This window comes from Serratia oryzae, from assembly GCF_001976145.1.
In the GTDB taxonomy this organism is placed as follows: Bacteria; Pseudomonadota; Gammaproteobacteria; order Enterobacterales; family Enterobacteriaceae; genus Chania; species Chania oryzae.
This window is the reverse complement of record NZ_MOXD01000014.1, coordinates 111,533-132,346: the sequence shown is the minus strand read 5'-3', so window position 1 is coordinate 132,346 and position 20,814 is coordinate 111,533. Positions and strand designations below refer to the sequence as shown.

Annotated in this window: 16 protein-coding genes and 1 riboswitch; of the genes, 6 read left to right on the top strand and 10 right to left on the bottom strand. The window is 55.4% G+C overall.

Annotation, left to right across the window (positions count from 1 at the left end):
• Positions 1-235: 235 nt before the first annotated feature.
• Together murI and btuB are read right to left on the bottom strand one after the other, a co-directional pair.
• Entirely contained in the window at positions 236-1,099 is an 864-nt protein-coding gene (gene murI / locus BMI79_RS20585; RefSeq protein ID WP_076944021.1) for a glutamate racemase, read from the bottom strand.
• Positions 1,044-2,936, bottom strand: coding sequence for a TonB-dependent vitamin B12 receptor BtuB (gene btuB, locus BMI79_RS20580; protein ID WP_076944020.1), 1,893 nt, complete (start codon positions 2,934-2,936; stop codon positions 1,044-1,046). The genes murI and btuB overlap by 56 nt, the downstream gene beginning before the upstream one ends.
• A gap of 69 nt (positions 2,937-3,005) precedes the next feature.
• Positions 3,006-3,215, bottom strand: a riboswitch (cobalamin riboswitch).
• A gap of 115 nt (positions 3,216-3,330) precedes the next feature.
• On the opposite strand from btuB, the gene trmA reads away from it, so the two are divergent.
• Complete coding sequence (gene trmA / locus BMI79_RS20575) at positions 3,331-4,431, top strand: tRNA (uridine(54)-C5)-methyltransferase TrmA (RefSeq protein ID WP_076944019.1); 1,101 nt, start codon at positions 3,331-3,333, stop codon at positions 4,429-4,431.
• A gap of 44 nt (positions 4,432-4,475) precedes the next feature.
• Here the strand turns inward: trmA and BMI79_RS20570 are convergent, their stop codons facing one another.
• A complete protein-coding gene (locus BMI79_RS20570) occupies positions 4,476-4,832 on the bottom strand; it encodes a YijD family membrane protein (RefSeq protein WP_076944018.1) in 357 nt (118 codons plus the stop codon).
• 13 nt (positions 4,833-4,845) lie between these two features.
• Complete coding sequence (gene fabR / locus BMI79_RS20565; RefSeq protein ID WP_076944029.1) at positions 4,846-5,478, bottom strand: HTH-type transcriptional repressor FabR; 633 nt, start codon at positions 5,476-5,478, stop codon at positions 4,846-4,848.
• A 204-nt stretch (positions 5,479-5,682) separates the two neighbouring features.
• Between fabR and sthA the strand changes: the two genes are divergently transcribed.
• The gene (gene sthA / locus BMI79_RS20560) at positions 5,683-7,080 is read left to right on the top strand and encodes a Si-specific NAD(P)(+) transhydrogenase (RefSeq protein ID WP_076944017.1); all 1,398 of its coding nucleotides are present in this window, start codon (positions 5,683-5,685) and stop codon (positions 7,078-7,080) included.
• Here sthA and oxyR read toward each other — a convergent pair.
• Positions 7,063-7,980, bottom strand: a complete 918-nt coding sequence (gene oxyR, locus BMI79_RS20555) for a DNA-binding transcriptional regulator OxyR (protein ID WP_076944016.1) — start codon at positions 7,978-7,980, stop codon at positions 7,063-7,065. The genes sthA and oxyR overlap by 18 nt on opposite strands.
• 151 nt (positions 7,981-8,131) lie before the next feature.
• On the opposite strand from oxyR, the gene BMI79_RS20550 reads away from it, so the two are divergent.
• Positions 8,132-8,863 carry a glutathione peroxidase gene (locus BMI79_RS20550; RefSeq protein ID WP_076944015.1) on the top strand — a complete coding sequence of 244 codons (732 nt, stop codon included), beginning with the start codon at positions 8,132-8,134 and terminating at the stop codon, positions 8,861-8,863.
• Positions 8,864-8,993: 130 nt separating this feature from the next.
• Positions 8,994-10,442 carry a dihydrolipoyl dehydrogenase gene (locus BMI79_RS20545; protein ID WP_076944014.1) on the top strand — a complete coding sequence of 483 codons (1,449 nt, stop codon included), beginning with the start codon at positions 8,994-8,996 and terminating at the stop codon, positions 10,440-10,442.
• Positions 10,443-10,587: 145 nt separating this feature from the next.
• On the opposite strand, the gene argH is transcribed toward BMI79_RS20545, so the two are convergent.
• The 4 genes from argH to argC form a co-directional block, all read right to left on the bottom strand.
• Complete coding sequence (gene argH / locus BMI79_RS20540; RefSeq protein ID WP_076944013.1) at positions 10,588-11,961, bottom strand: argininosuccinate lyase; 1,374 nt, start codon at positions 11,959-11,961, stop codon at positions 10,588-10,590.
• A gap of 235 nt (positions 11,962-12,196) precedes the next feature.
• Complete coding sequence (locus BMI79_RS20535) at positions 12,197-13,414, bottom strand: argininosuccinate synthase (RefSeq protein ID WP_076944012.1); 1,218 nt, start codon at positions 13,412-13,414, stop codon at positions 12,197-12,199.
• Positions 13,415-13,440: 26 nt separating this feature from the next.
• A complete protein-coding gene (gene argB, locus BMI79_RS20530) occupies positions 13,441-14,214 on the bottom strand; it encodes an acetylglutamate kinase (protein WP_076944028.1) in 774 nt (257 codons plus the stop codon).
• A gap of 144 nt (positions 14,215-14,358) precedes the next feature.
• Positions 14,359-15,363 carry an N-acetyl-gamma-glutamyl-phosphate reductase gene (gene argC / locus BMI79_RS20525; protein WP_076944011.1) on the bottom strand — a complete coding sequence of 335 codons (1,005 nt, stop codon included), beginning with the start codon at positions 15,361-15,363 and terminating at the stop codon, positions 14,359-14,361.
• A gap of 216 nt (positions 15,364-15,579) precedes the next feature.
• Between argC and argE the strand changes: the two genes are divergently transcribed.
• Positions 15,580-16,725, top strand: a complete 1,146-nt coding sequence (argE, locus tag BMI79_RS20520) for an acetylornithine deacetylase (protein ID WP_076944010.1) — start codon at positions 15,580-15,582, stop codon at positions 16,723-16,725.
• A gap of 306 nt (positions 16,726-17,031) precedes the next feature.
• Positions 17,032-19,668 (top strand): phosphoenolpyruvate carboxylase, encoded by a 2,637-nt coding sequence (gene ppc, locus BMI79_RS20515; RefSeq protein ID WP_076944009.1) that lies wholly within the window; start codon positions 17,032-17,034, stop codon positions 19,666-19,668.
• Positions 19,669-19,731: 63 nt separating this feature from the next.
• On the opposite strand, the gene metF is transcribed toward ppc, so the two are convergent.
• Positions 19,732-20,625, bottom strand: a complete 894-nt coding sequence (gene metF, locus BMI79_RS20510) for a methylenetetrahydrofolate reductase (RefSeq protein WP_076944008.1) — start codon at positions 20,623-20,625, stop codon at positions 19,732-19,734.
• Positions 20,626-20,814 lie beyond the last annotated feature (189 nt).

Genomic DNA, 20,814 nt, shown 5'->3' with positions numbered 1-20,814 from the left:
GTTACCGACATGTTTCTCGGTAACGCGGGAGGCAGATAATACGCTTTCCCGCTGAAGAGTCAACCTTTTTTCTCTGTTGAGAACGGTGTTTTCACCGGGTTGATTCTTCCTGGCTGGGCGACCTTGTCAGTCGTTGTTCCCGGTCAGTGGAGGCGCATTATAGGGAGTTCCGCGCCGGCCGCAACCCCTAAATTCATTTTTTTTACTGACCGCCGAATGTTTAAGCAAAACGCATTTAAAGCGGCAATTTTTTCAACGATTTGAAGCCATATCCCTGTAAAACGGGCAATAAAGCGTCAGTATCTTCGTTCAGAGCCATGCAATAAGCCAGATTCTCTTCCTGGGTTGAGATCAGGCCTTCTTGCGCCGAGATAAGCCAGGCTGCCCGACGGGCGATAGCCGCACCGGAATCCACCAGCCGCGTTCCCTCCGGCAAGACCTGCATCAGCTCTTCAGCTAATAGAGGGAAATGGGTACAACCCAACACCACCGTATCCGGTGGTTCACGCATACTCAGCCATGGCTGCAAGATTTTCTTCAGCGCCGCCAGCGGTACCTCTTCACCATGCAGCTTGGCCTCTGCCAACTCCACCAGCTCAGAAGAGCCCAACAGTTCGATTTTACAATCGGTCGCGAAACGGGAAATCAGATCATGAGTATAGGAACGCTGAACCGTACCCCGCGTCGCCAGCAGGCCAACAACACCATTGGCAGTCAATTTGGCGGCGGGCTTGATTGCCGGCACCACACCAACCACCGGAAACGCAAAACGTTCACGCAACGCAGACAGGGAAACGGTGCTGGCGGTATTACAGGCGATGATGACAATCGCCAGAGGGTGGTGGTGCTGAACCGCACTGACAATCTCCAGTACACGCTCAACAATGAACTCTTCGGATTTCTCACCGTAAGGAAATGCCACGTTATCGAAGGCATAAATATAGTGGAGATCCGGCAGCAACTGCCGAACCTCCTGATACACCGATAACCCACCGACGCCGGAATCAAATATCAGCACCGTCGGGCGTGGTACCACGGTGCTTTTAGAAGGTATAGCTTCCAGTGAGGTAGTATTCTCTTCCTGGAGTAACGTACCCATAAGCCGTCTCGTAATCTTTATCAAACAGGTTGGCAATTCTACCACGAACTGTCAGATGAGATGTGACCGGATACGAAACTGCGAGATCCCACAGGCTCACCCCACCCAGTTTGACCGTCCGCATCGTAGAACCACTGTAATCGCCATCGTAACGCTCACCCAGATACTGGTATGTCACCGCCCAGTCAAAGTCCTTGAGCTGCCAATCCAGTTGGTACTTGAGCTGCTGTTTGGAACGACGCACCAGCACCTCATTCGTCTTGGCATTGCGTGGGTCAACATAGTCATAGCTGATCTGATGGGTAAATAGCCCGGTATCCAAGGAGGCCGTAGCTTCAATACCTTTAATCGTCGCCTGATCGACGTTGTAATAGGCAGGCACAACACTGCTGGAAGAATAACCGATCAGATTATCGATATTGTTACGATACCCGGTTACCCGCCAGCTAACCGGGCCGGTTAGCCCTTCAAAGCCCCCTTCCCACTGGTGGCTTTCTTCCGGCTTCAATTCCGGGTTACCGCCAAAGTCACCATATTGTTGCCCCAGCGTCGGCGCTTTGAATGCGGTGCCATAAGAAGCAATCGCCCGATAGCCCTCAACAAACTCCCACGCGGCGCTGGTTTGCCAGGTATTGTGCCAACCGAATTGCGAGTTGTCGTCACCACGCACGGCCCCTTCCAGGGTCACTGCATCAAACTGCTGTTGTGCTGTCAGATACAGCCCGGTATTACGTTGACTCTTACTGTCGGTGATATAAGCAGTGCCCGGCTCCAGCTTCTGTTTTTGCCAATCCACGCCGGTGCTGATGCTGCCGTGAGCAACCTGGACATTGTTTCCCCACTGCACATTATATTGTGTCGTGTCATCCAGGGTTGATGACGCAGAGTGACGGCCGTATTTCGGGTCGTAATTATAGTCTTTACTGTGGCTATAGCTGGCAGTTAACTGCGTGGCATAAATCCCTTCCCGATAACGCAGGCCGCTATCCCATGATTGACTGTATAGCTGACGGGTATCGGGTAACGCATCAGGATGCAGAGTATCTAGGCCGCTATAGCTACCGTCATAAGCCGTACGATTGTCGTAACCGTAACCACGCACAAAGCCGCCCAACTGCTCGCTAAACTGGTGCTGCAACTCGCCATACAGCGATTTGCTCATGAAGCCATCACGATCGGGTTGCGCCGGATTGCCAAAGCTATCTGGCAGGTTGGCCACCACGTCAAACCCTCTGGTATAGGTATAGTTACCCGCCAAGGTTGCGATGGTGTTTTGCCCCAGTTGCTGCTGCGTGGCAGCGTCGTACTCCTGATAACCGTGCGAGCCGACACCGGCAGAGAGCGAAGAGCCCTTCCTCTCGCGGGTAGTAATGATGTTGATCACCCCACCGATGGCGTCAGAACCGTAGACGGCAGAGCGAGAGCCGCGGATAAACTCAACTTTTTGCACCAGCGAAATCGGGATCTGGCTCAGATCGGAGGATCCACTGATCCCCGCCTGATTCAGGCGCACACCGTCAATCAGTAACAGCACATGCTTAGATTCCGTACCGCGGATAAAGACCGATGAGCTCTGCCCCAAACCACCATTTTGTGCAATATCTACCCCCGGCAGGCGACGCATGACATCGACCATGCTCTTGGCCTGCCAGCGCTCAATATCATTACGGGTGACGATCGAAGTGGGTGCCAGCACGGAAGAAACCGGCTGCGGGAAGCGATTGGCGCTCACCATCAGGGTATCGCTGTCATTGGTTGTGGTGTTGTCTTGCGCCCAGCCAGAAATTGCCGTTACGGAGGAAACCACCGCCAGCAGGGTATTTTTTATCATTGTCATTAAGAAAAGCATCCAAACTTTATTGGCGGATGCCGCAGGATCACAGCCGATAATTCGCGACGGCTATGGATTTTGCGACGTACACCGGCAGGTTTTCGGGCTTAGGATTTGCAGATTGCCGTGGGCAACCGGCACCGGGCGATGACTTCCCATCCAGCAGTGGACAGTGTCTGCGTTAAAACGCTATCGCCGTGACTTCCCCATACCGCTGCGCGTCAGCTCCAGATTCACACTGGATTCCCTTTTCACTCGCTGCTTGAGGCCGGACGGCCATGCTACGATCAATGTAAATAGATGTCTAGACTGCCAATAAGGCTACAAACATAACAACGCTGGACTTCACGGCTTGATTCCCTACAATCGCCGCAGATCTAATTGCCTGACGAGAAGAACCATGACGCCCGAGATTTTGCCCATTGAACGCTATGATGACCAACTGGCGGAGAAAACTGCCCGTCTGAAGACGATGATGTCACCGTTCATGGCACCCGAGCCGGAAGTGTTCCGCTCGCCCGTCAGCCACTACCGTATGCGTGCGGAATTCCGAATCTGGCATGATGCAGACGAGATGTACCACATCATGTTCGATCAGCAGACCAAACAGCGTATCCGCGTCGACAGCTTCCCGGCCGCCAGCGAGCTGATTAACCGTCTGATGCGCGCGCTGATCGCCGCTATCAAACCCAACCCGGTGCTGCGCCACAAGCTGTTCCAGATTGATTACCTCTCGACACAGAGCGGCAAAATCATTGCCTCGCTGCTGTATCACCGCAAACTGGATGAACAATGGCAGCAGGATGCCGCAGCCTTGCGTGATGCCCTGCGCGCACAGGGCTTTGATGTGCAGCTGATTGGCCGTGCGTCGAAGATGAAAATCATGCTGGATCAGGATTATGTCGACGAAGTATTGCCAGTTGCAGGCCGCGACATGATTTATCGCCAGGTTGAGAACAGCTTCACCCAGCCGAACGCCACAATGAACGTACACATGCTGGAATGGGCACTGGATGTCACCCAGGATTCGCAAGGCGATCTGCTGGAGCTGTATTGTGGTAACGGCAACTTTTCACTGGCACTGGCGCGCAACTTCGAGCGCGTACTGGCCACCGAAATCGCCAAGCCCTCCGTTGCCGCAGCCCAGTACAACATTGCGGCTAACCAGATCGACAACGTGCAGATCGTTCGCATGGCGGCAGAGGATTTCACCCAGGCGATGAACGGGGGACGTGAATTCAACCGGCTGAAAGGGATTGATTTAGCGAGTTATGATTGCGAGACGATTTTTGTCGATCCACCGCGCAGCGGGCTGGATGATGATACCCTGAAAATGGTGCAGGCCTATCCACGCATCCTTTATATCTCCTGCAACCCGGAAACGCTATGCGCCAATCTGCAAACCTTGCAGACCACCCACAACATCAGCCGCCTGGCGTTGTTCGATCAGTTCCCTTACACCCACCATATGGAATGCGGTGTGTTGCTGGAACGCCGCTAGCGGGTTATCTGGCGGGCTCCAAGCCCGCCCATTAAACATCGCTTTTACTGCGAGAGCGATTCGCGTTTCTTCAACTGGAACCCAATCCAGAACACTAACGCCACACAGATGATGGATGGCAGGAAGTTGGAGCCAATCTGCGGATACTCCACCCGCACGATCGTGCTGTATGCCAGGATCCCCAACAGGAAGCAGGCAGCGGCCAGCTTCGGCATCCCATCCGGCATTGGCCGGCTCAGGTAACGCTGATGCAGGCAATACACTGCCAGCACCAACGCAATCAATGGGAAGATTGAAAACGGCACCACCGAGCTGAACAGCGCGGCAAAAGAACCGTTAACGGACAGACCGGCAACCAGCGCCAGCAGTAAAGTACCATTCTCACGACAGGTTTTTTCCATCACTTTCACCTTTTTATACGCGGGATGCAGAGGTTTTTTCTTGCTCGCGGCGATACCAGTAGTAGACTCCTTTGGAAATCATCCGCAATTGCAGCACTAATCGCTCTTCCAGCTTACGCCGTTGTTCGACATCAATATCCAGCGCTTCCGCACCGGCACTGAACACAATGGTCACCATCGCCTCTGCCTGTGCTTCGGTAAAACTGCGAGGCATGTGGTTTTCCAGCTCGAGGTAATCCGCCAGTTCAGCAATAAAATGTTGGATCTCACGCGCTACCGCCGCGCGAAATGCCGCAGAAGTCCCAGAACGTTCGCGCAGCAGCAGGCGGAACGCGTTGGGGTTATTACCTATAAACTCCATAAACGTGGATACCGACGTGCGGATCACGCTGCCACCCTTGGCAATACGTTGGCGTGCCTGGCGCATCAGTTGGCGCAGCATCAGGCCGCTTTCGTCGACCATGGTGAGCCCCAGTTCATCCACGTCGCGAAAATGGCGATAGAACGACGTCGGCGCGATACCGGCCTCCCGCGAAACTTCGCGCAGGCTTAGGCTGGCAAAACTGCGTTCGGCACTGAGCTGGCTAAAAGCCGCTTCAATGAGGGAACGACGCGTCCGTTCTTTTTGTTGTGCTCTGACGCCCATGTGCATATTCAGATAAATTCCATCCACTCAGTCTAACGCCGTAGAGCTGGCAATATAGCAAATTTATTGCAACGGCATTTATACAAACGCGCTCTATGCGATGCCAATAGCGCTTTACCGCAAAAAGGCGATTGGTCATTGGGCACACAGCGCTATGATGTTAAGATACCGTTGTAATTTTGTATAAAAACAGGTCTATCCTACATGCAACAGCACTATCAATTTGACGCCATTGTTATTGGCTCGGGCCCTGGTGGTGAAGGCGCCGCTATGGGGCTGGTGAAACAAGGTGCCCGCGTGGCCGTGATCGAACGGTACAACAACGTGGGCGGCGGCTGTACTCACTGGGGCACCATCCCCTCAAAAGCCCTCCGCCACGCGGTCAGCCGCATTATCGAATTCAACCAGAACCCGCTTTACAATAACTCCCGCACCCTCAGTGCCACTTTCCCTGACATTTTACGCCACGCCGACAGCGTTATTAACCAGCAAACCCGCATGCGCCAAGGATTTTATGAGCGTAACCAATGCAAACTGTTTGCTGGCGATGCCCGTTTTATCGACGCCAACACCGTCAGCGTTAGCTATAAAGACGGCACTCAGGACACCATCCGCGCCGACCATATTGTGATCGCCTGCGGTTCACGCCCTTATCATCCGGCCAGCGTTGATTTTACGCATCCGCGCATTTACGACAGCGATTCCATCCTGGAACTGAACCACGAACCACGTCATGTGCTGATCTACGGTGCAGGGGTGATTGGCTGCGAATATGCGTCGATCTTCCGCGGTTTGAACGTCAAAGTGGATTTAATCAACACCCGCGATCGCCTGCTGGCGTTTCTCGATCAGGAAATGTCTGATTCGCTGTCTTATCACTTCTGGAACAACGGCGTGGTGATTCGCCACAACGAAGAGTTCGAGAAGATTGAAGGCACGGAAGATGGCGTGATTGTGCATCTCAAATCCGGCAAAAAAGTGAAAGCCGATTGCCTGCTGTACGCCAACGGCCGCACCGGTAACACCGATTCGCTGGGGCTGGAGAATGTCGGTCTGGAGTCTGACAGCCGTGGCTTGCTGAAGGTCAACAGCATGTACCAGACGGCGGTGGCCCATATTTACGCCGTGGGTGACGTGATTGGCTACCCAAGCCTGGCCTCGGCGGCTTACGATCAAGGCCGCATCGCCGCACAGGCCATTTCCTCCGGTGCCGCCAGCGGTCACCTGATCGAAGATATCCCAACCGGCATTTACACCATTCCGGAAATCAGCTCCGTCGGTAAAACCGAACAGGAACTGACCGCCATGAAGGTGCCATATGAGGTAGGCCGCGCGCAGTTCAAACATCTGGCACGGGCGCAAATCGCCGGGATGAACGTCGGTAGCCTGAAGATCCTGTTCCACCGCGACACCCTGCAGATCCTGGGGATCCACTGTTTCGGCGAGCGTGCGGCAGAGATCATTCACATCGGCCAGGCGATCATGGAGCAGAAAGGTGAAGGCAATACTATCGAGTATTTCGTCAATACCACCTTCAACTATCCGACCATGGCCGAAGCCTATCGGGTTGCTGCGCTGAACGGCTTAAACCGCCTGTTTTAAAGCAGAGCCGAGGTAATTCTGCATGTGCTCGCGGATCGCCTCGGCCAACTGCTCATAACGGCCACGCAGCGGGGAACCGGGGCGATACACCAACGCAATGGTGCGCTTCGGTTCCGGCTTGTAGCAATCGAGATAACAAACGCCATCGCGCTCGCGTTCAGGTGGCACCGCCAGCGCTGGCAACAGCGTAATCCCACTGCCTGCTGCCACCATGTTGCGCAGCGTTTCCAGGCTGGTCGCGCGGAAATGGGTATCTTCATCTGCCCCGGCCTGGAAGCAAAAACCCAACGCCTGATCGCGCAGGCAGTGGCCATCTTCCAGCATCAGCAGTTTTTCCCCGGCCAAATCCGGCATTGCCACACGGTCACGCTGTGCCCATGGGTGATCGGCATACACCGCCAGCTTCATCGGTTCGTCAAATAACGGCACTTCAATGAAAGCTTCGGTTTCTTTTACCAGCGCCAGAATCGCGCAGTCCAGCTTGCCGCTGTCAAGCTGTGCCAGCAGTTGATGGGTTTGCGCTTCATGCAGATACATTTCCAGCTTGGGAAAGGTTTTATGCAGCGTTGGGATAATCTGCGGCAACAGATAAGGCCCCACGGTAGGGATCAGCCCGATATGCAGCGGCCCGGACATGGCTTCGCCCTGCTGGCTGGCCATTTCCTTCAGAACTTTGACTTCGCGCAGCACGGTACGCGCCTGCTCCACCAGCAGCAAGCCCGCCTGAGTGAATAACACCTTACGGCTGGTGCGCTCAAGCAACATCACGCCCAGCTCATCTTCCAGCTTGCGGATCTGCCCACTCAATGTCGGCTGGCTAACATGGCATGAATCGGCTGCGCGCCGGAAATGGCGATGCTCGGCCAAGGCGATCAGATACTCTAAATCACGAATATTCATTACTTCCCTCCAAGCCATGATAGCTCATGGCGATAGATAAGATAGCAACGAGTGATTAGATCTATCAAGCCCGAGCAGGAATAATGTTTCGCAACGAAGCAAGACCGCACAGAATTAAAAAAAATCATATTTCTAATTAAGGGGTTAATCCATGTTTACCAGTCAAGAAGGCAAAAAAGTCCCGCAGGTTACTTTCCACACCCGTCAGGGCGACCAATGGATTGATGTCACCACCGATGACCTGTTTAAAGATAAAACTGTAATCCTGTTTTCTCTGCCAGGTGCGTTCACGCCAACCTGTTCTTCCAGCCATCTGCCGCGCTATAACGAACTCTACAGCGTGTTCAAGCAGCACGGCGTTGACAGCATTTTGTGTGTCTCGGTTAACGACACTTTTGTGATGAACGCCTGGAAAGCAGACCAGCATGCTGAAAATATTACCTTTGTGCCAGACGGCAACGGCGAGTTCACCAAGGGCATGAACATGCTGGTTGAGAAAGCTGACCTGGGCTTTGGGCCACGCTCATGGCGTTACTCCATGCTGGTGCGCAACGGCGTAGTAGAAAAAATGTTCGTTGAGCCCAACAAACCAGGCGACCCGTTTGAAGTATCCGATGCTGACACCATGCTGAAATACCTGGCTCCAGAGTTCAAAGTGCAGGAATCCGTTTCCCTGTTCACCAAACCGGGCTGCCCGTTCTGCGCTAAAGCCAAACAAATGCTGCAAGAGCGCAGCATGCAGTACGAAGAGATCGTGCTGGGCCAAGATGCCACCACCGTCAGCCTGCGCGCTGTGAGCGGCCGCGCTACCGTGCCACAGGTGTTTATCGGCGGTCGTCATATCGGTGGCAGCGACGATCTGGAAGCTTTCCTGTCAGCCTAATCAAAAAATACCCGACGGGTTTCATCCGGCACTCAACAATGTGCCGTTTGAAATAATACGTAAGCTTTTGGCGGGCGCTGGCCCGCCCTTTTTATACCTGATGGGATACTCAGGGTATTCTGGAGTGGATATGAAACAGTTGAATGTTGATGTCGCGGTGATCGGCGGTGGCACGGCGGGATTAGGTGCCTATCGCGCAGCCAAACTCACTACCCCGAACGTTGTGATGATTGAAGGTGGCTCTTACGGCACCACCTGTGCTCGCGTGGGCTGCATGCCCTCCAAATTATTGATTGCTGCCGCGGACGCGGTACACCAGATTGAGCGCGCCCCGGGTTTTGGCGTACATCCTGCAGGCAAAACGATCGTCAATGGCCGCGAAGTGATGGCTCGCGTCAAACGTGAACGCGATCGCTTTGTCGGTTTTGTGTTGGAAGGCGTCGGCAGTATCCCGACAGCCGACAAAATTCAAGGTTACGCCCGCTTTATCGACGACAATACCCTTCAGGTGGACCAACATACGCGCATCGTGGCACAGCGTATTGTCATTGCGACCGGCTCACGCCCAAGCTGGCCTGCGCAGTGGAACCAGTTGGGCGATCGCCTGATCGTCAATGACGACGTCTTCAACTGGGATGATTTACCGCGGTCGGTCGCCGTGTTCGGGCCGGGAGTGATCGGCTTGGAGCTGGGCCAGGCGCTGCATCGCCTTGGGGTAAAAACCAGCGTGTTTGGCATCGGTGGTGCCGTTGGCCCACTAACCGACAGCGCCGTACGTGAATATGCCGCAAAAACGCTGGGAGAGGAGTTCACTCTCGATCCCGACGTGAAGGTAGACATCATGCAGCGCGAAGGCGAAAAAGTGTTTATCCGCTATCAGGATCGACACTGCCAAACGCAGGAAATAGTGGTGGATTACGTGCTGGCGGCCACCGGCCGTCGCCCGAATGTCGACAACCTCGGCCTGGAAAATACCAGCCTAGCGCTCGATGCCAAAGGCGTTCCACAGGCAGATCGCCTGACCATGCAAACCAGCGTACCGCATATCTTCATCGCCGGGGATGCCAGCAATCAACTGCCGCTGCTGCACGAAGCCAGCGATCAGGCGCGTATTGCCGGGCAAAATGCCGGCAGCTACCCGGAAGTTAACCCAGGGCTGCGCCGCAGCGCGCTTTCGGTGGTGTTCTCCGATCCACAGATCGCCATGGTCGGTTCCACTTTCCGCGAACTGAGCCAGAAATTCAGCGCCTGTGGCTGCTTTGAGGTGGGTGAAGTGTCGTTCGAAAATCAGGGCCGCTCACGCGTGATGCTGCGTAACAAAGGTATTCTGCACGTCTACGGTGAGCAAGGCACTGGCCGCTTTTTAGGGGCTGAGATGATCGGCCCGGATGTGGAGCATATTGCTCACCTGCTGGCCTGGGCGCATCAGCAGCAGATGACCATCAACCAGATGCTGGATATGCCGTTCTACCACCCGGTGATTGAAGAGGGGCTGCGTACCGCACTGCGCGATCTGCAAGCCAAACTGAAATTGGGTGAAGCCGAGGCGGAACGCTGCCAGCATTGCCCTGGTGAATAAGTTTTTATCTCTGCAAGACATCAGACCGGGCCCCTGCGCCCGGTTTTTTGCGTAATGCCCCCCAGATTGCTCATCCTCTGGTTGCCGAAACTTTCTGTTGGCGGGGTAAATAACCGGGGCAGCCATAAACTGCCCCCGACACCGTTTAGAATAAGCGTTTCTTCGCCTCAGAAATCGCACTTGCGACCTGCTGCGGTGAAACACCGCCCTTGGCCGCACGCTTATCCAGGCAGGACTGCAGTGCGAGAACCGGATACACGTCGTCACTAATCACCGCATTGAATTTCTGCAGGTCTGCCAACGACAGATCTTCCAGCGGTTTGCCCTGGCGGATCGCTTCCACTACCGCTTCACCCACAATGTGGTGCGCTTCACGGAACGGTACGCCTTTAGCCACCAGGTAATCAGCCAGTTCGGTGGAGTTGGCATAGCCCTGCTGCGCCGCTTCCTGGCAACGTGGGCGCTTCACCTGAATACCATCCAGCACCAGCGCCGCCATCTGCAAGCAATCCATCCAGGTGTCGAGCGCATCGAACAACCCTTCTTTGTCTTCCTGCATGTCTTTGTTGTACGCCAGCGGTAGCCCTTTCAGGGTCATCATCATGCCGGTCAACGCACCCTGTACACGCCCGCATTTTCCACGGATCAGCTCCAGGGCATCCGGGTTTTTCTTCTGCGGCATCAGGGATGAACCTGAAGTCACGCGATCGGAAAGCTCAACAAACGCCGCCTCACCGCTGTTGAAGAAGATCAGGTCTTCAGCAAAGCGCGACAGGTGCACCATGCTGATGGCCGCGTTGGACAGCAGTTCCAGCACATGGTCACGATCGGAAACGCTATCCAGGCTGTTACGGGTGGCAGAGGCAAAGCCTAACCAGCCAGCCAATTGCTCACGATCGATCGGATAAGCCGTCCCTGCCAGCGCACCGCTGCCCAGCGGGCTGACATCCAGGCGCTTCAGCGTATCCTGCAGGCGGCTTTCATCCCGCGCCAGCATTTCGACATAGGCTAAACACCAGTGCGCGAAAGTGACCGGCTGCGCACGCTGCAAGTGGGTATACCCCGGCATCACCGCATCCTGATTGGCTTCGGCGGTTTCCACCAGCGCTTGTTGCAGTTGGACAATCGCCTGATGCAGTTCACTGACCTGGTGCTTGCACCACAGTTTCAGATCGGTAGCCACCTGATCGTTTCGGCTGCGGCCGGTATGCAACTTTTTACCCAGATCGCCGACTTTATCGATCAGCTTCTGCTCTACCCAACTGTGAATGTCTTCCGCATCGCTTTTGACGATCGCCAGCGGATCGGCCTGCACTTCTGCCAACAGCGCATTCAGTGCCTGCTCAAGCTGCTGCTGCTCTGCCGCCGTCAGCACATTGACGGTCACCAGCGCTTTTGACCAGGCAACGGAGCCCACTATGTCCTGTTCCGCCAGGCGATAATCGAAACGCAGAGAATCGTTTAATTGTTTGAACCGCTGATCCGCTGCCTGGCTGAACCGTCCGCCCCAAAGTGCCATAATCTTGCTCCTGAATAAGTATGCGAAAGGGCGCAGCATGCTGCGCCCCCAGACTGCTGACAAAGCCCGTTATTAGGGGGAGCGTGCCGAAGGGGTCGTAGCGGCGTAAGCCGCCGAAGTGCCCCTCGGTGCGCTAGACCCGGGTATCTCCGGTTTAAAAGCCACTTTGTCATCAACCTCAGGGCCCAGCATGCTGCGCCCCTTAAATTGACGTATTTAGAGTATAAACCTGAGGTTACTTTTTCTTCTCGTTCAACGCACGAATACGGGAAGAGAGCGAGAACAGGCGGATAAAGCCGCCCGCATGGCTGTGATCGTAAACCTCGTCTTCGCCGAAGGTCGCAAACTCTTCGGAATACAGGCTATTGACGGATTTCTTCTGAATCGCCGTCACCTGGCCTTTATACAGTTGCAGTACCACTTCGCCGTTCACCTCTTCTGCCAGCGCCTGAGCGGCTGCCTGAATAGAACGGCGCAGCGGCGCAAACCAACGACCATCGTACACCACATAAGACATTTCCAGGCCTAACTGCTCACGCCACTTGAAGCTGTCGCGATCCAACACCAGTTGCTCGACGCCACGCAGCGCAGCCACCATGATGGTGCCCCCTGGGGTTTCGTAGCAGCCGCGAGATTTAATCCCCACCAGGCGGTTTTCCACGATGTCGATACGGCCAACGCCATGTTTGGCACCCAGCACGTTCAGGGTTTCCAGGCACTTGTACGGGCTCATCGCTTCACCGTTCACCGCCACCACACGGCCCTTCGCCACGGTCACCGTCACCTGCTCAGGCTGATCTGGCGCTTCCTGCGGATCGACGGTCCACACCCAGCAGTCTTTGTTCGGCGCATTCCACGGGCTTTCCAGCACGCCACCTTCGGTTGAGATATGCCAGGCGTTTTCATCACGGCTGTAGATTTTTTCCAGCGACGCGGTGGTCGGGATATTACGCTCTTTCAAGTAATCCAGCAGCGCTTCACGGGAACGCAGGTTCCACTCACGCCATGGCGCAACCACTTTCAGATGTGGAGCCAGCGCGGTATAGGTGGTTTCGAAACGCACCTGATCGTTGCCTTTACCGGTTGCACCATGGCACAGCGCGTCTGCACCCACTTTCAGCGCCAGCTCAACCTGAGCTTTAGCGATGATCGGGCGCGCCATGGAGGTGCCCAGCAGGTAGCTGCCTTCATACAGCGCACCGGTTTGCAGCACCGGGTAAACATAGTCACTGATAAACTCTTCACGCAGATCAACCACGTGACATTCAGAGGCACCGGATTGCAGAGCTTTCTGCTCAACGCCTTCCAGATCGCTGCGCTCCTGGCCGATATCTGCCACGAAAGCCACCACTTCGCAGCCACCGTAGTTCTCTTTCAGCCATGGAATGATGGCCGAAGTATCCAAGCCGCCAGAGTACGCCAGAACGATTTTCTTGATGCCTTTGTTTTGCATTGTGTTATTCCTTTTTAATTCTAAATTTAAGCGAGGATCCGGGTGCCAATCGACACACCATTAAACAGAGCAGGAAGCTTTTCGGCATTGCGCCAGCTGGCGATATCCACCGGGCGACCAAGAGTACGGGCCGCATCCAGTGCCGCGTTCACCTTCACTACCATACCATCAGTAATGATGCCCTGAGCAATCAGTTGTTCTGCTTTTTGCGCCGTCATTTCCGCGATGCGTTGCCCTTTACCATCGAGAATGCCACTGACATCGGACAGCAGGATCAAATCCGCACCTAAGGTGGCAGCCAACGCCGTGGCAGCCTGATCGGCATTCACATTCATCAGTTGGCCTTCGGCGGTAATACCGATGGAACTGATCACCGGCAGATAGCCCGCCGTCAGCAGCGTATTGAGCAGCGCAGGCGAGCCCGGCTGCGCATTGCCGACGTGGCCCAACGCCGGGTCGAGCTGCGTCACCGTAACGCTGCCGCCATCGGCCAGGCTCAGCCCAACCGCACTGATTTTATGTTTAACCGCCCACGCCAACAGCGTTTTGTTGGCGCTACCGGCCAGTGCACCGGTAATGATGTCGATCTGATCGGCAGGCGTGACGCGCAGGCCGTTCTTCTTCACTACCGGCAGAGAGAGCTGCTTCATCAGTTCATCCACTACGCAACCGCCACCGTGGACGATCACCAGCGGGCGCTGATGTTCCTGGCGATAGATATCCAGCGCGGTAAACAAGCGCTCCAGCGCTTCTTCGCTATCCAGTAACACACCACCGAGTTTAATAATTAATGGGTTCATCGCTTTGCTCACGGCTGTACCCTTCATCTTTCAAGCCATAGCGTTGTTGGCTGTCTTCTATCACCCCAGTCACTGACTTGTGCAAGCTCCTGGAGATTCGTTCAATTGCCACCTAGCTACAACTTGAAAGCTTTTGGGTAAATATTAAATTAATGATTGGGTTTCCGGGAACCCAAAACGGATATTCAGGCACTGCACCGCCTGAGCGGCCGCACCTTTCAATAAGTTGTCTTCCGCAGCCACCGCGATCAGATGCTCGCCCTGCACGGCAAAACCGATATCGCAGAACGGCAGGCCCACCACCGATTTCAACGCAGGCACCCCTTTGTCGTACAGCCGCACCAGCGGTTTATCGTCGTAGGCCTCGTGATAGGCCGCAGCCACATCCTGCGCGGTAACGCCCGTTTTCAGGCGGCAGGTGATGGTTTCCAGAATGCCACGCGGGAAGCTCCCCAAGTGCGGCGTAAAGATCACCGGGATACCCAAGTGCGCGGAAATTTCCGGCTGGTGACGATGGTTGAACAGGCCATAAGGTTGCAGGCTGACTTCGCAGAAGCTGGTGGTGACGCTGGCTTTGCGCCCGGCACCGCTGACACCACTGACGGCGTTGATCACCGGCCATTGGTCCAGATTCAGCAGTTGTTTGTCGATCAACGGCTTCAGCGCCAACTGAGCCGCCGTTGGGTAGCAGCCCGGCACGGCGATCAATTGCGCTTCTTTGATTTTTTCGCTCTGCCATTCCGCCAGGCCATATACTGCCTTGGCCAGCCAGTCGGCATGCTGATGTTCAAAGCCATAATATTGGCGGTAAAAATCGCTGCCCTGCACACGGAATGCGCCCGAGAGATCGAACACCACGCAGCCCGCCGCCAGAAACTCCGGAGCGATGTCGTGGCTGACTTCATGGGCCGTGGCGAGAAACACCACGTCGATCCCCTTTGCTGCTTCCGCCACGTTCACCAGCGGCTGCAACGGCAGATCAACGATGCCTTTTAACTGTGGATGCAACTCAGAAAGCAATTTTCCTGCATCTGCACTTTGCGCTGAAACCGCTAAAGCGGTTATGTTCATGTGTGGGTGGCGATTCAGATAAGCCGTGAGCTCCGCTCCGGCGTAACCGCTGGCACCAACAATCAGCGTATTCAACATGTGGCCTTTCACCTTTTTGGCTTACAGTAGAGGCACTTGTGCCCCGAGAGCAGGGCTTGGTCGCGTTGTTGCGCCGTTCACCCACGTGGTCGAGCGTTGATGTTTTTATCAACATCCGGGGTTCGAGTTCCCTTACGCTCCAGCTTAATGTATTTTTATTCAAAATAAATGCATGAATATTGATACTATCCTAACCAAAGGCTGTCAACAGTGAAGATGAAATTACCTCCATTTATTGAGCTGTACCGGGCGTTGATCGCCATTCCGTCGATCAGCGCCACCGATGGTGCCCTCGATCAGAGTAATGAAGCATTAATCAACTTGCTGGCCGGTTGGTTCACCGATTTGGGCTTTCGCGTCGACGTGCAACCCGTACCGGATACGCGCAACAAATTTAACCTGCTGGCCAGCATTGGCACGGGCAGCGGCGGCCTGCTGCTGGCGGGCCATACCGACACCGTGCCTTACGATGAAGGCCGCTGGACGCGCGATCCGTTCACGCTGACCGAGCACGACAACAAACTGTATGGGCTGGGCACCGCCGACATGAAGGGCTTCTTCGCCTTCATTCTGGACGCGGTACGGGATATCGATGCCAGCAAACTGACCAAACCGCTGTACATTCTGGCCACCGCAGACGAAGAAACGACCATGGCCGGAGCGCGCTATTTTGCCGCTTCCACTCAAATCCGCCCGGATTTTGCCATTATTGGTGAACCCACCTCGCTGCAGCCGGTGCGCGCGCACAAAGGCCATATCTCCAACGCTATCCGCATCGTGGGCCAATCGGGCCATTCGAGCGATCCGGCACGCGGCGTCAACGCTATCGATCTGATGCATGAATCCATCGGGCATTTGATGGCGCTGCGCAAAACGCTGCAGGAGCGCTACAACAACCCAGCGTTTGCGGTGCCTTATCCCACCATGAACTTCGGCCATATCAGCGGGGGCGACGCGGCCAACCGCATCTGCGCCTGCTGCGAACTGCATATGGATATCCGCCCGTTGCCAGGCATGACGTTGGACAACATCAACGAACTGCTGCACGACGCGCTGGCACCGGTCAGCCAACGCTGGCCTGGGCGTTTGTCGATTGATGAACTGCATCCGCCGATCCCAGGCTACGAATGCCCAACCGATCACCATATGGTGGCGGTGATTGAGAAACTGCTGGGTTCGCGTACCGAAGTGGTGAACTACTGCACCGAAGCGCCGTTTGTGCAAGAGGTGTGCCCGACGCTGGTGCTGGGGCCGGGTTCGATCAACCAGGCGCATCAGCCAGATGAATACCTCGACACGGCGTTTATCGAACCCACACGCAAGCTGCTGGGGCAATTGGTCGATCATTTCTGCCAGCAATAGAAAACGGGGCGATGCACTGTCATCGCCCACGCCCTTCAGGCGCAGAAAATAAAGCCGATAAGCTAAGCTGATAACCAGCGACGCGTAATTAAATTTCAGAAAATGCGTCGATTTTGATGTTTTTTTGCTAAAAATAGTGTCAATTAACGGTTGGGCAGGAACGTAGTGAGATAAAACCAGCAGTCTTTACCTAACACGTGAAATTTACTTACAAGATGAAAATCATGTACCCACGATTTCAATTTGTGGTTAACCATGCTGCAACGTTGATAACAGGGGTATACAGAGAACTGGGCCAGGGGTTATATGAACGAACAATATTCGGCAATGCGAAGTAATGTCAGTATGCTCGGCAAATTGCTCGGCGACACCATCAAAGAAGCGCTGGGCGAGCATATTCTCGATCGCGTTGAAACTATCCGTAAGCTTTCCAAATCTTCACGTGCTGGTAATGAAGCGCATCGCCAGGAACTGCTGTCGACGCTGCAGAACCTGTCCAATGACGAATTGCTGCCAGTCGCGCGCGCCTTCAGTCAGTTCCTTAATTTGACCAACGTGGCCGAGCAATATCACAGCATTTCGCCGCACGGCGAGGCGGCGAGCAACCCAGAAGCCCTGGCTCAGTTGTTCACCCGGCTGAAAGACAAACAGCTCAGCACCAAAGAGCTGCAAAACGCGGTGGACGACCTCTCTATTGAGTTGGTCCTGACCGCGCACCCAACGGAAATCACTCGCCGTACCCTGATCCACAAACTGGTTGAGGTAAATACCTGCCTCAGCCAGCTCGACCATAACGATCTGGCCGACTACGAGCGCAATAAAATCATGCGTCGTTTGCGCCAATTGGTGGCGCAATCCTGGCATACCGACGAAATGCGCAAAAACCGCCCATCGCCGATCGACGAAGCCAAATGGGGCTTTGCGGTAGTGGAAAATAGCCTGTGGGAAGGTGTGCCCGCCTTCCTGCGCGAATTTAACGAGCAGTTGGAAAACTCTATCGATTACCGCCTGCCGGTAGAAGCCGTGCCCATTCGCTTCACCTCCTGGATGGGCGGCGACCGCGACGGTAACCCGAACGTCACGGCTGAAATCACCCGCCATGTGCTGCTTTTAAGCCGCTGGAAAGCCTGTGACCTGTTCACCCGCGATATTCAGGTGCTGGTCTCTGAGCTGTCGATGACCGAATGTACCCCGGAACTGCGTGAATTGGCCGGTGGTGCCGACGTACAAGAACCGTATCGCGAACTGATGAAACGCCTGCGCAGCCAACTGATGAGCTCCCAGGCGTATCTGGAAGGGCGGCTGAAAGGCGAACGCGTGCTGCGTCCGCACGACCTGCTGGTAAACAATGAGCAGCTATGGGAACCGCTGTACGCCTGTTATCAATCGCTGGTGGCCTGCGGCATGGGGATCATCGCCAACGGTCAACTGTTAGACACCCTGCGCCGCGTGCGCTGTTTCGGCGTGCCGCTGGTGCGCATCGACGTGCGCCAGGAAAGCACCCGCCATACCGAAGCCATCGCTGAACTGACCCGCTATCTGGGGCTGGGTGATTACGAAAGCTGGTCTGAAGCCGATAAGCAGGCCTTCCTGATCCGCGAACTGAACTCCAAGCGCCCGCTGGTGCCGCTGAAGTGGGAACCGAGTGCCGATACTCAGGAAGTGCTGGAAACCTGCCGCGTGGTCGCGGAAGCGCCACAGGGTTCGATCGCCGCCTATGTGATCTCCATGGCACGCACGCCGTCTGACGTGCTGGCGGTACATTTGCTGCTGAAAGAGGCCGGATGCCCCTTCGCGCTGCCGGTAGCACCGCTGTTCGAAACCCTCGACGATCTGAACAATGCCGATGACGTGATGACTCAGTTGCTGAATATCGACTGGTATCGCGGCTTTATTCAGGGCAAACAGATGGTGATGATCGGCTATTCCGACTCGGCGAAAGACGCTGGCGTGATGGCGGCGTCCTGGGCGCAGTACCGCGCACAGGACGCGTTGATCAAAACCTGTGAAAAAGCCGGTGTGGCGCTGACGCTGTTCCATGGCCGTGGCGGTTCGATTGGCCGTGGCGGCGCACCAGCCCATGCTGCTCTGCTGTCGCAACCGCCGGGCAGCCTGAAAGGCGGCCTGCGCGTCACCGAGCAGGGCGAGATGATCCGCTTCAAGTTCGGCCTGCCAGAAGTCACCATCAGCAGCCTGGCGCTGTACACCAGTGCAGTATTGGAAGCCAACCTGTTGCCGCCGCCGGAGCCGAAAACAGAGTGGCGTTCGCTGATGGATGAGCTGTCCGAAACCTCGTGCAAAATGTATCGTGGTTACGTGCGTGAAAACCCAGACTTCGTGCCCTATTTCCGCGCCGCAACGCCGGAGCAAGAACTGGGCAAACTGCCGTTGGGTTCGCGCCCGGCCAAGCGCCGCCCGAACGGTGGCGTTGAGAGCCTGCGCGCTATTCCGTGGATCTTCGCCTGGACGCAGAACCGCCTGATGCTGCCCGCTTGGCTGGGTGCCGGTGCAGGCTTGCAGGAAGCGGTGAAGGCCGGCAAGCAAAACCAGTTGGAAGCCATGTGCCGCAACTGGCCGTTCTTCTCGACGCGTATCGCGATGCTGGAAATGGTATTTTCCAAAACCGATCTGTGGCTGGCGGAATACTACGATCAGCGCCTGGTGGATAAATCACTGTGGCCGTTGGGTAAACAGCTGCGCGATCAGTTGGAAAGCGATATCAAAGTGGTGCTGACCATTGCCAACGACGACAACCTGATGGCAGATCTGCCGTGGATCGCCGAATCCATCGCGCTGCGTAACGTTTACACCGATCCGCTCAACGTGCTGCAGGCCGAACTGTTGCACCGTTTACGCCAGCAGGAGCAGCCGGACGCGCGGGTTGAACAGGCGCTGATGGTGACTATCGCCGGCGTGGCCGCCGGGATGCGTAATACGGGTTAGTTATTCCACAGGTCGACAAAAAGCGCGGTGAATGCACCGCGCTTTTCAATAACCCTCAAAATATCAGGCAATTGCCGGACGAACACCTAAGGTGTGGCAGATGGCATAGCTCATTTCCGCACGATTCAGCGTATAGAAATGAAAATCCTTCACCCCTTCGCGGCTGAGGATCTTCACCATATCCATCGCAATATTGGCACCAACCATTTTGCGGGTTTCCGGATCGTCATCCAGCCCGGCAAACATGCTGGTCATCCAGCTTGGCACGCGCACGTTGGTCATGGCGGCAAAGCGCTGCAACTGCTTGAAGTTGGAAACCGGCAGGATCCCCGGCACAATTTCCACATCAATCCCGGTCGCCACGCAGCGATCGCGAAAACGCAGGTAACTCTCTACGTCAAAGAAAAACTGGGTAATCGCCCGGTTGGCACCCGCATCAATTTTGCGCTTCAGGTTGATCAGGTCCGCCTGAGCGCTTTTCGCTTCCGGGTGCACTTCCGGATAGGCCGCAACAGAGATGTCAAAATCGCCGACGTCTTTCAGCAGCGTGACCAGATCGGCAGCGTACATTTCCGGCTTGCCGCTGCCCGGTGGCAGATCGCCGCGCAGGGCAACGATATGACGGATACCGCTGTTCCAGTAATCGGCAGCAATATCCCGCAACTGCGCCGGGCTGGCGTCGATACAGGTCAGATGCGGTGCGGCATCCAGACCGGTACGCTCTTTAATACCTTTGATGATGCTGTGGGTGCGATCGCGCTCACCGGAGTTGGCACCGTAGGTCACGGAGACAAATTTAGGCTTGAGGCTGCTCAGACGATCGATCGACTGCCACAGGGTGTTTTCCATTTCGCTAGTACGCGGCGGGAAAAACTCGAACGACACATTAATCTGGCCGCTTAACTCCGCCAGACTCTGATTCAGCGCTTCCCGCTGGTTTGCGTGAAAAAAACTCATACCCTGTCCGCCTCTTATCGATCACTATTTTGCTTTATTTTAGTAAGCGTCTATACGTTTAGACGTCTAGATAGAAAATGCCGTATGTGGCCTAAAGAGTCAACAGGAAAATGAGGGGGATACGATGAGTAATCCTCACACAACATGAGAGAGTTTCATGATCGTGCTAACGGCGGGAAAAAAACCGGG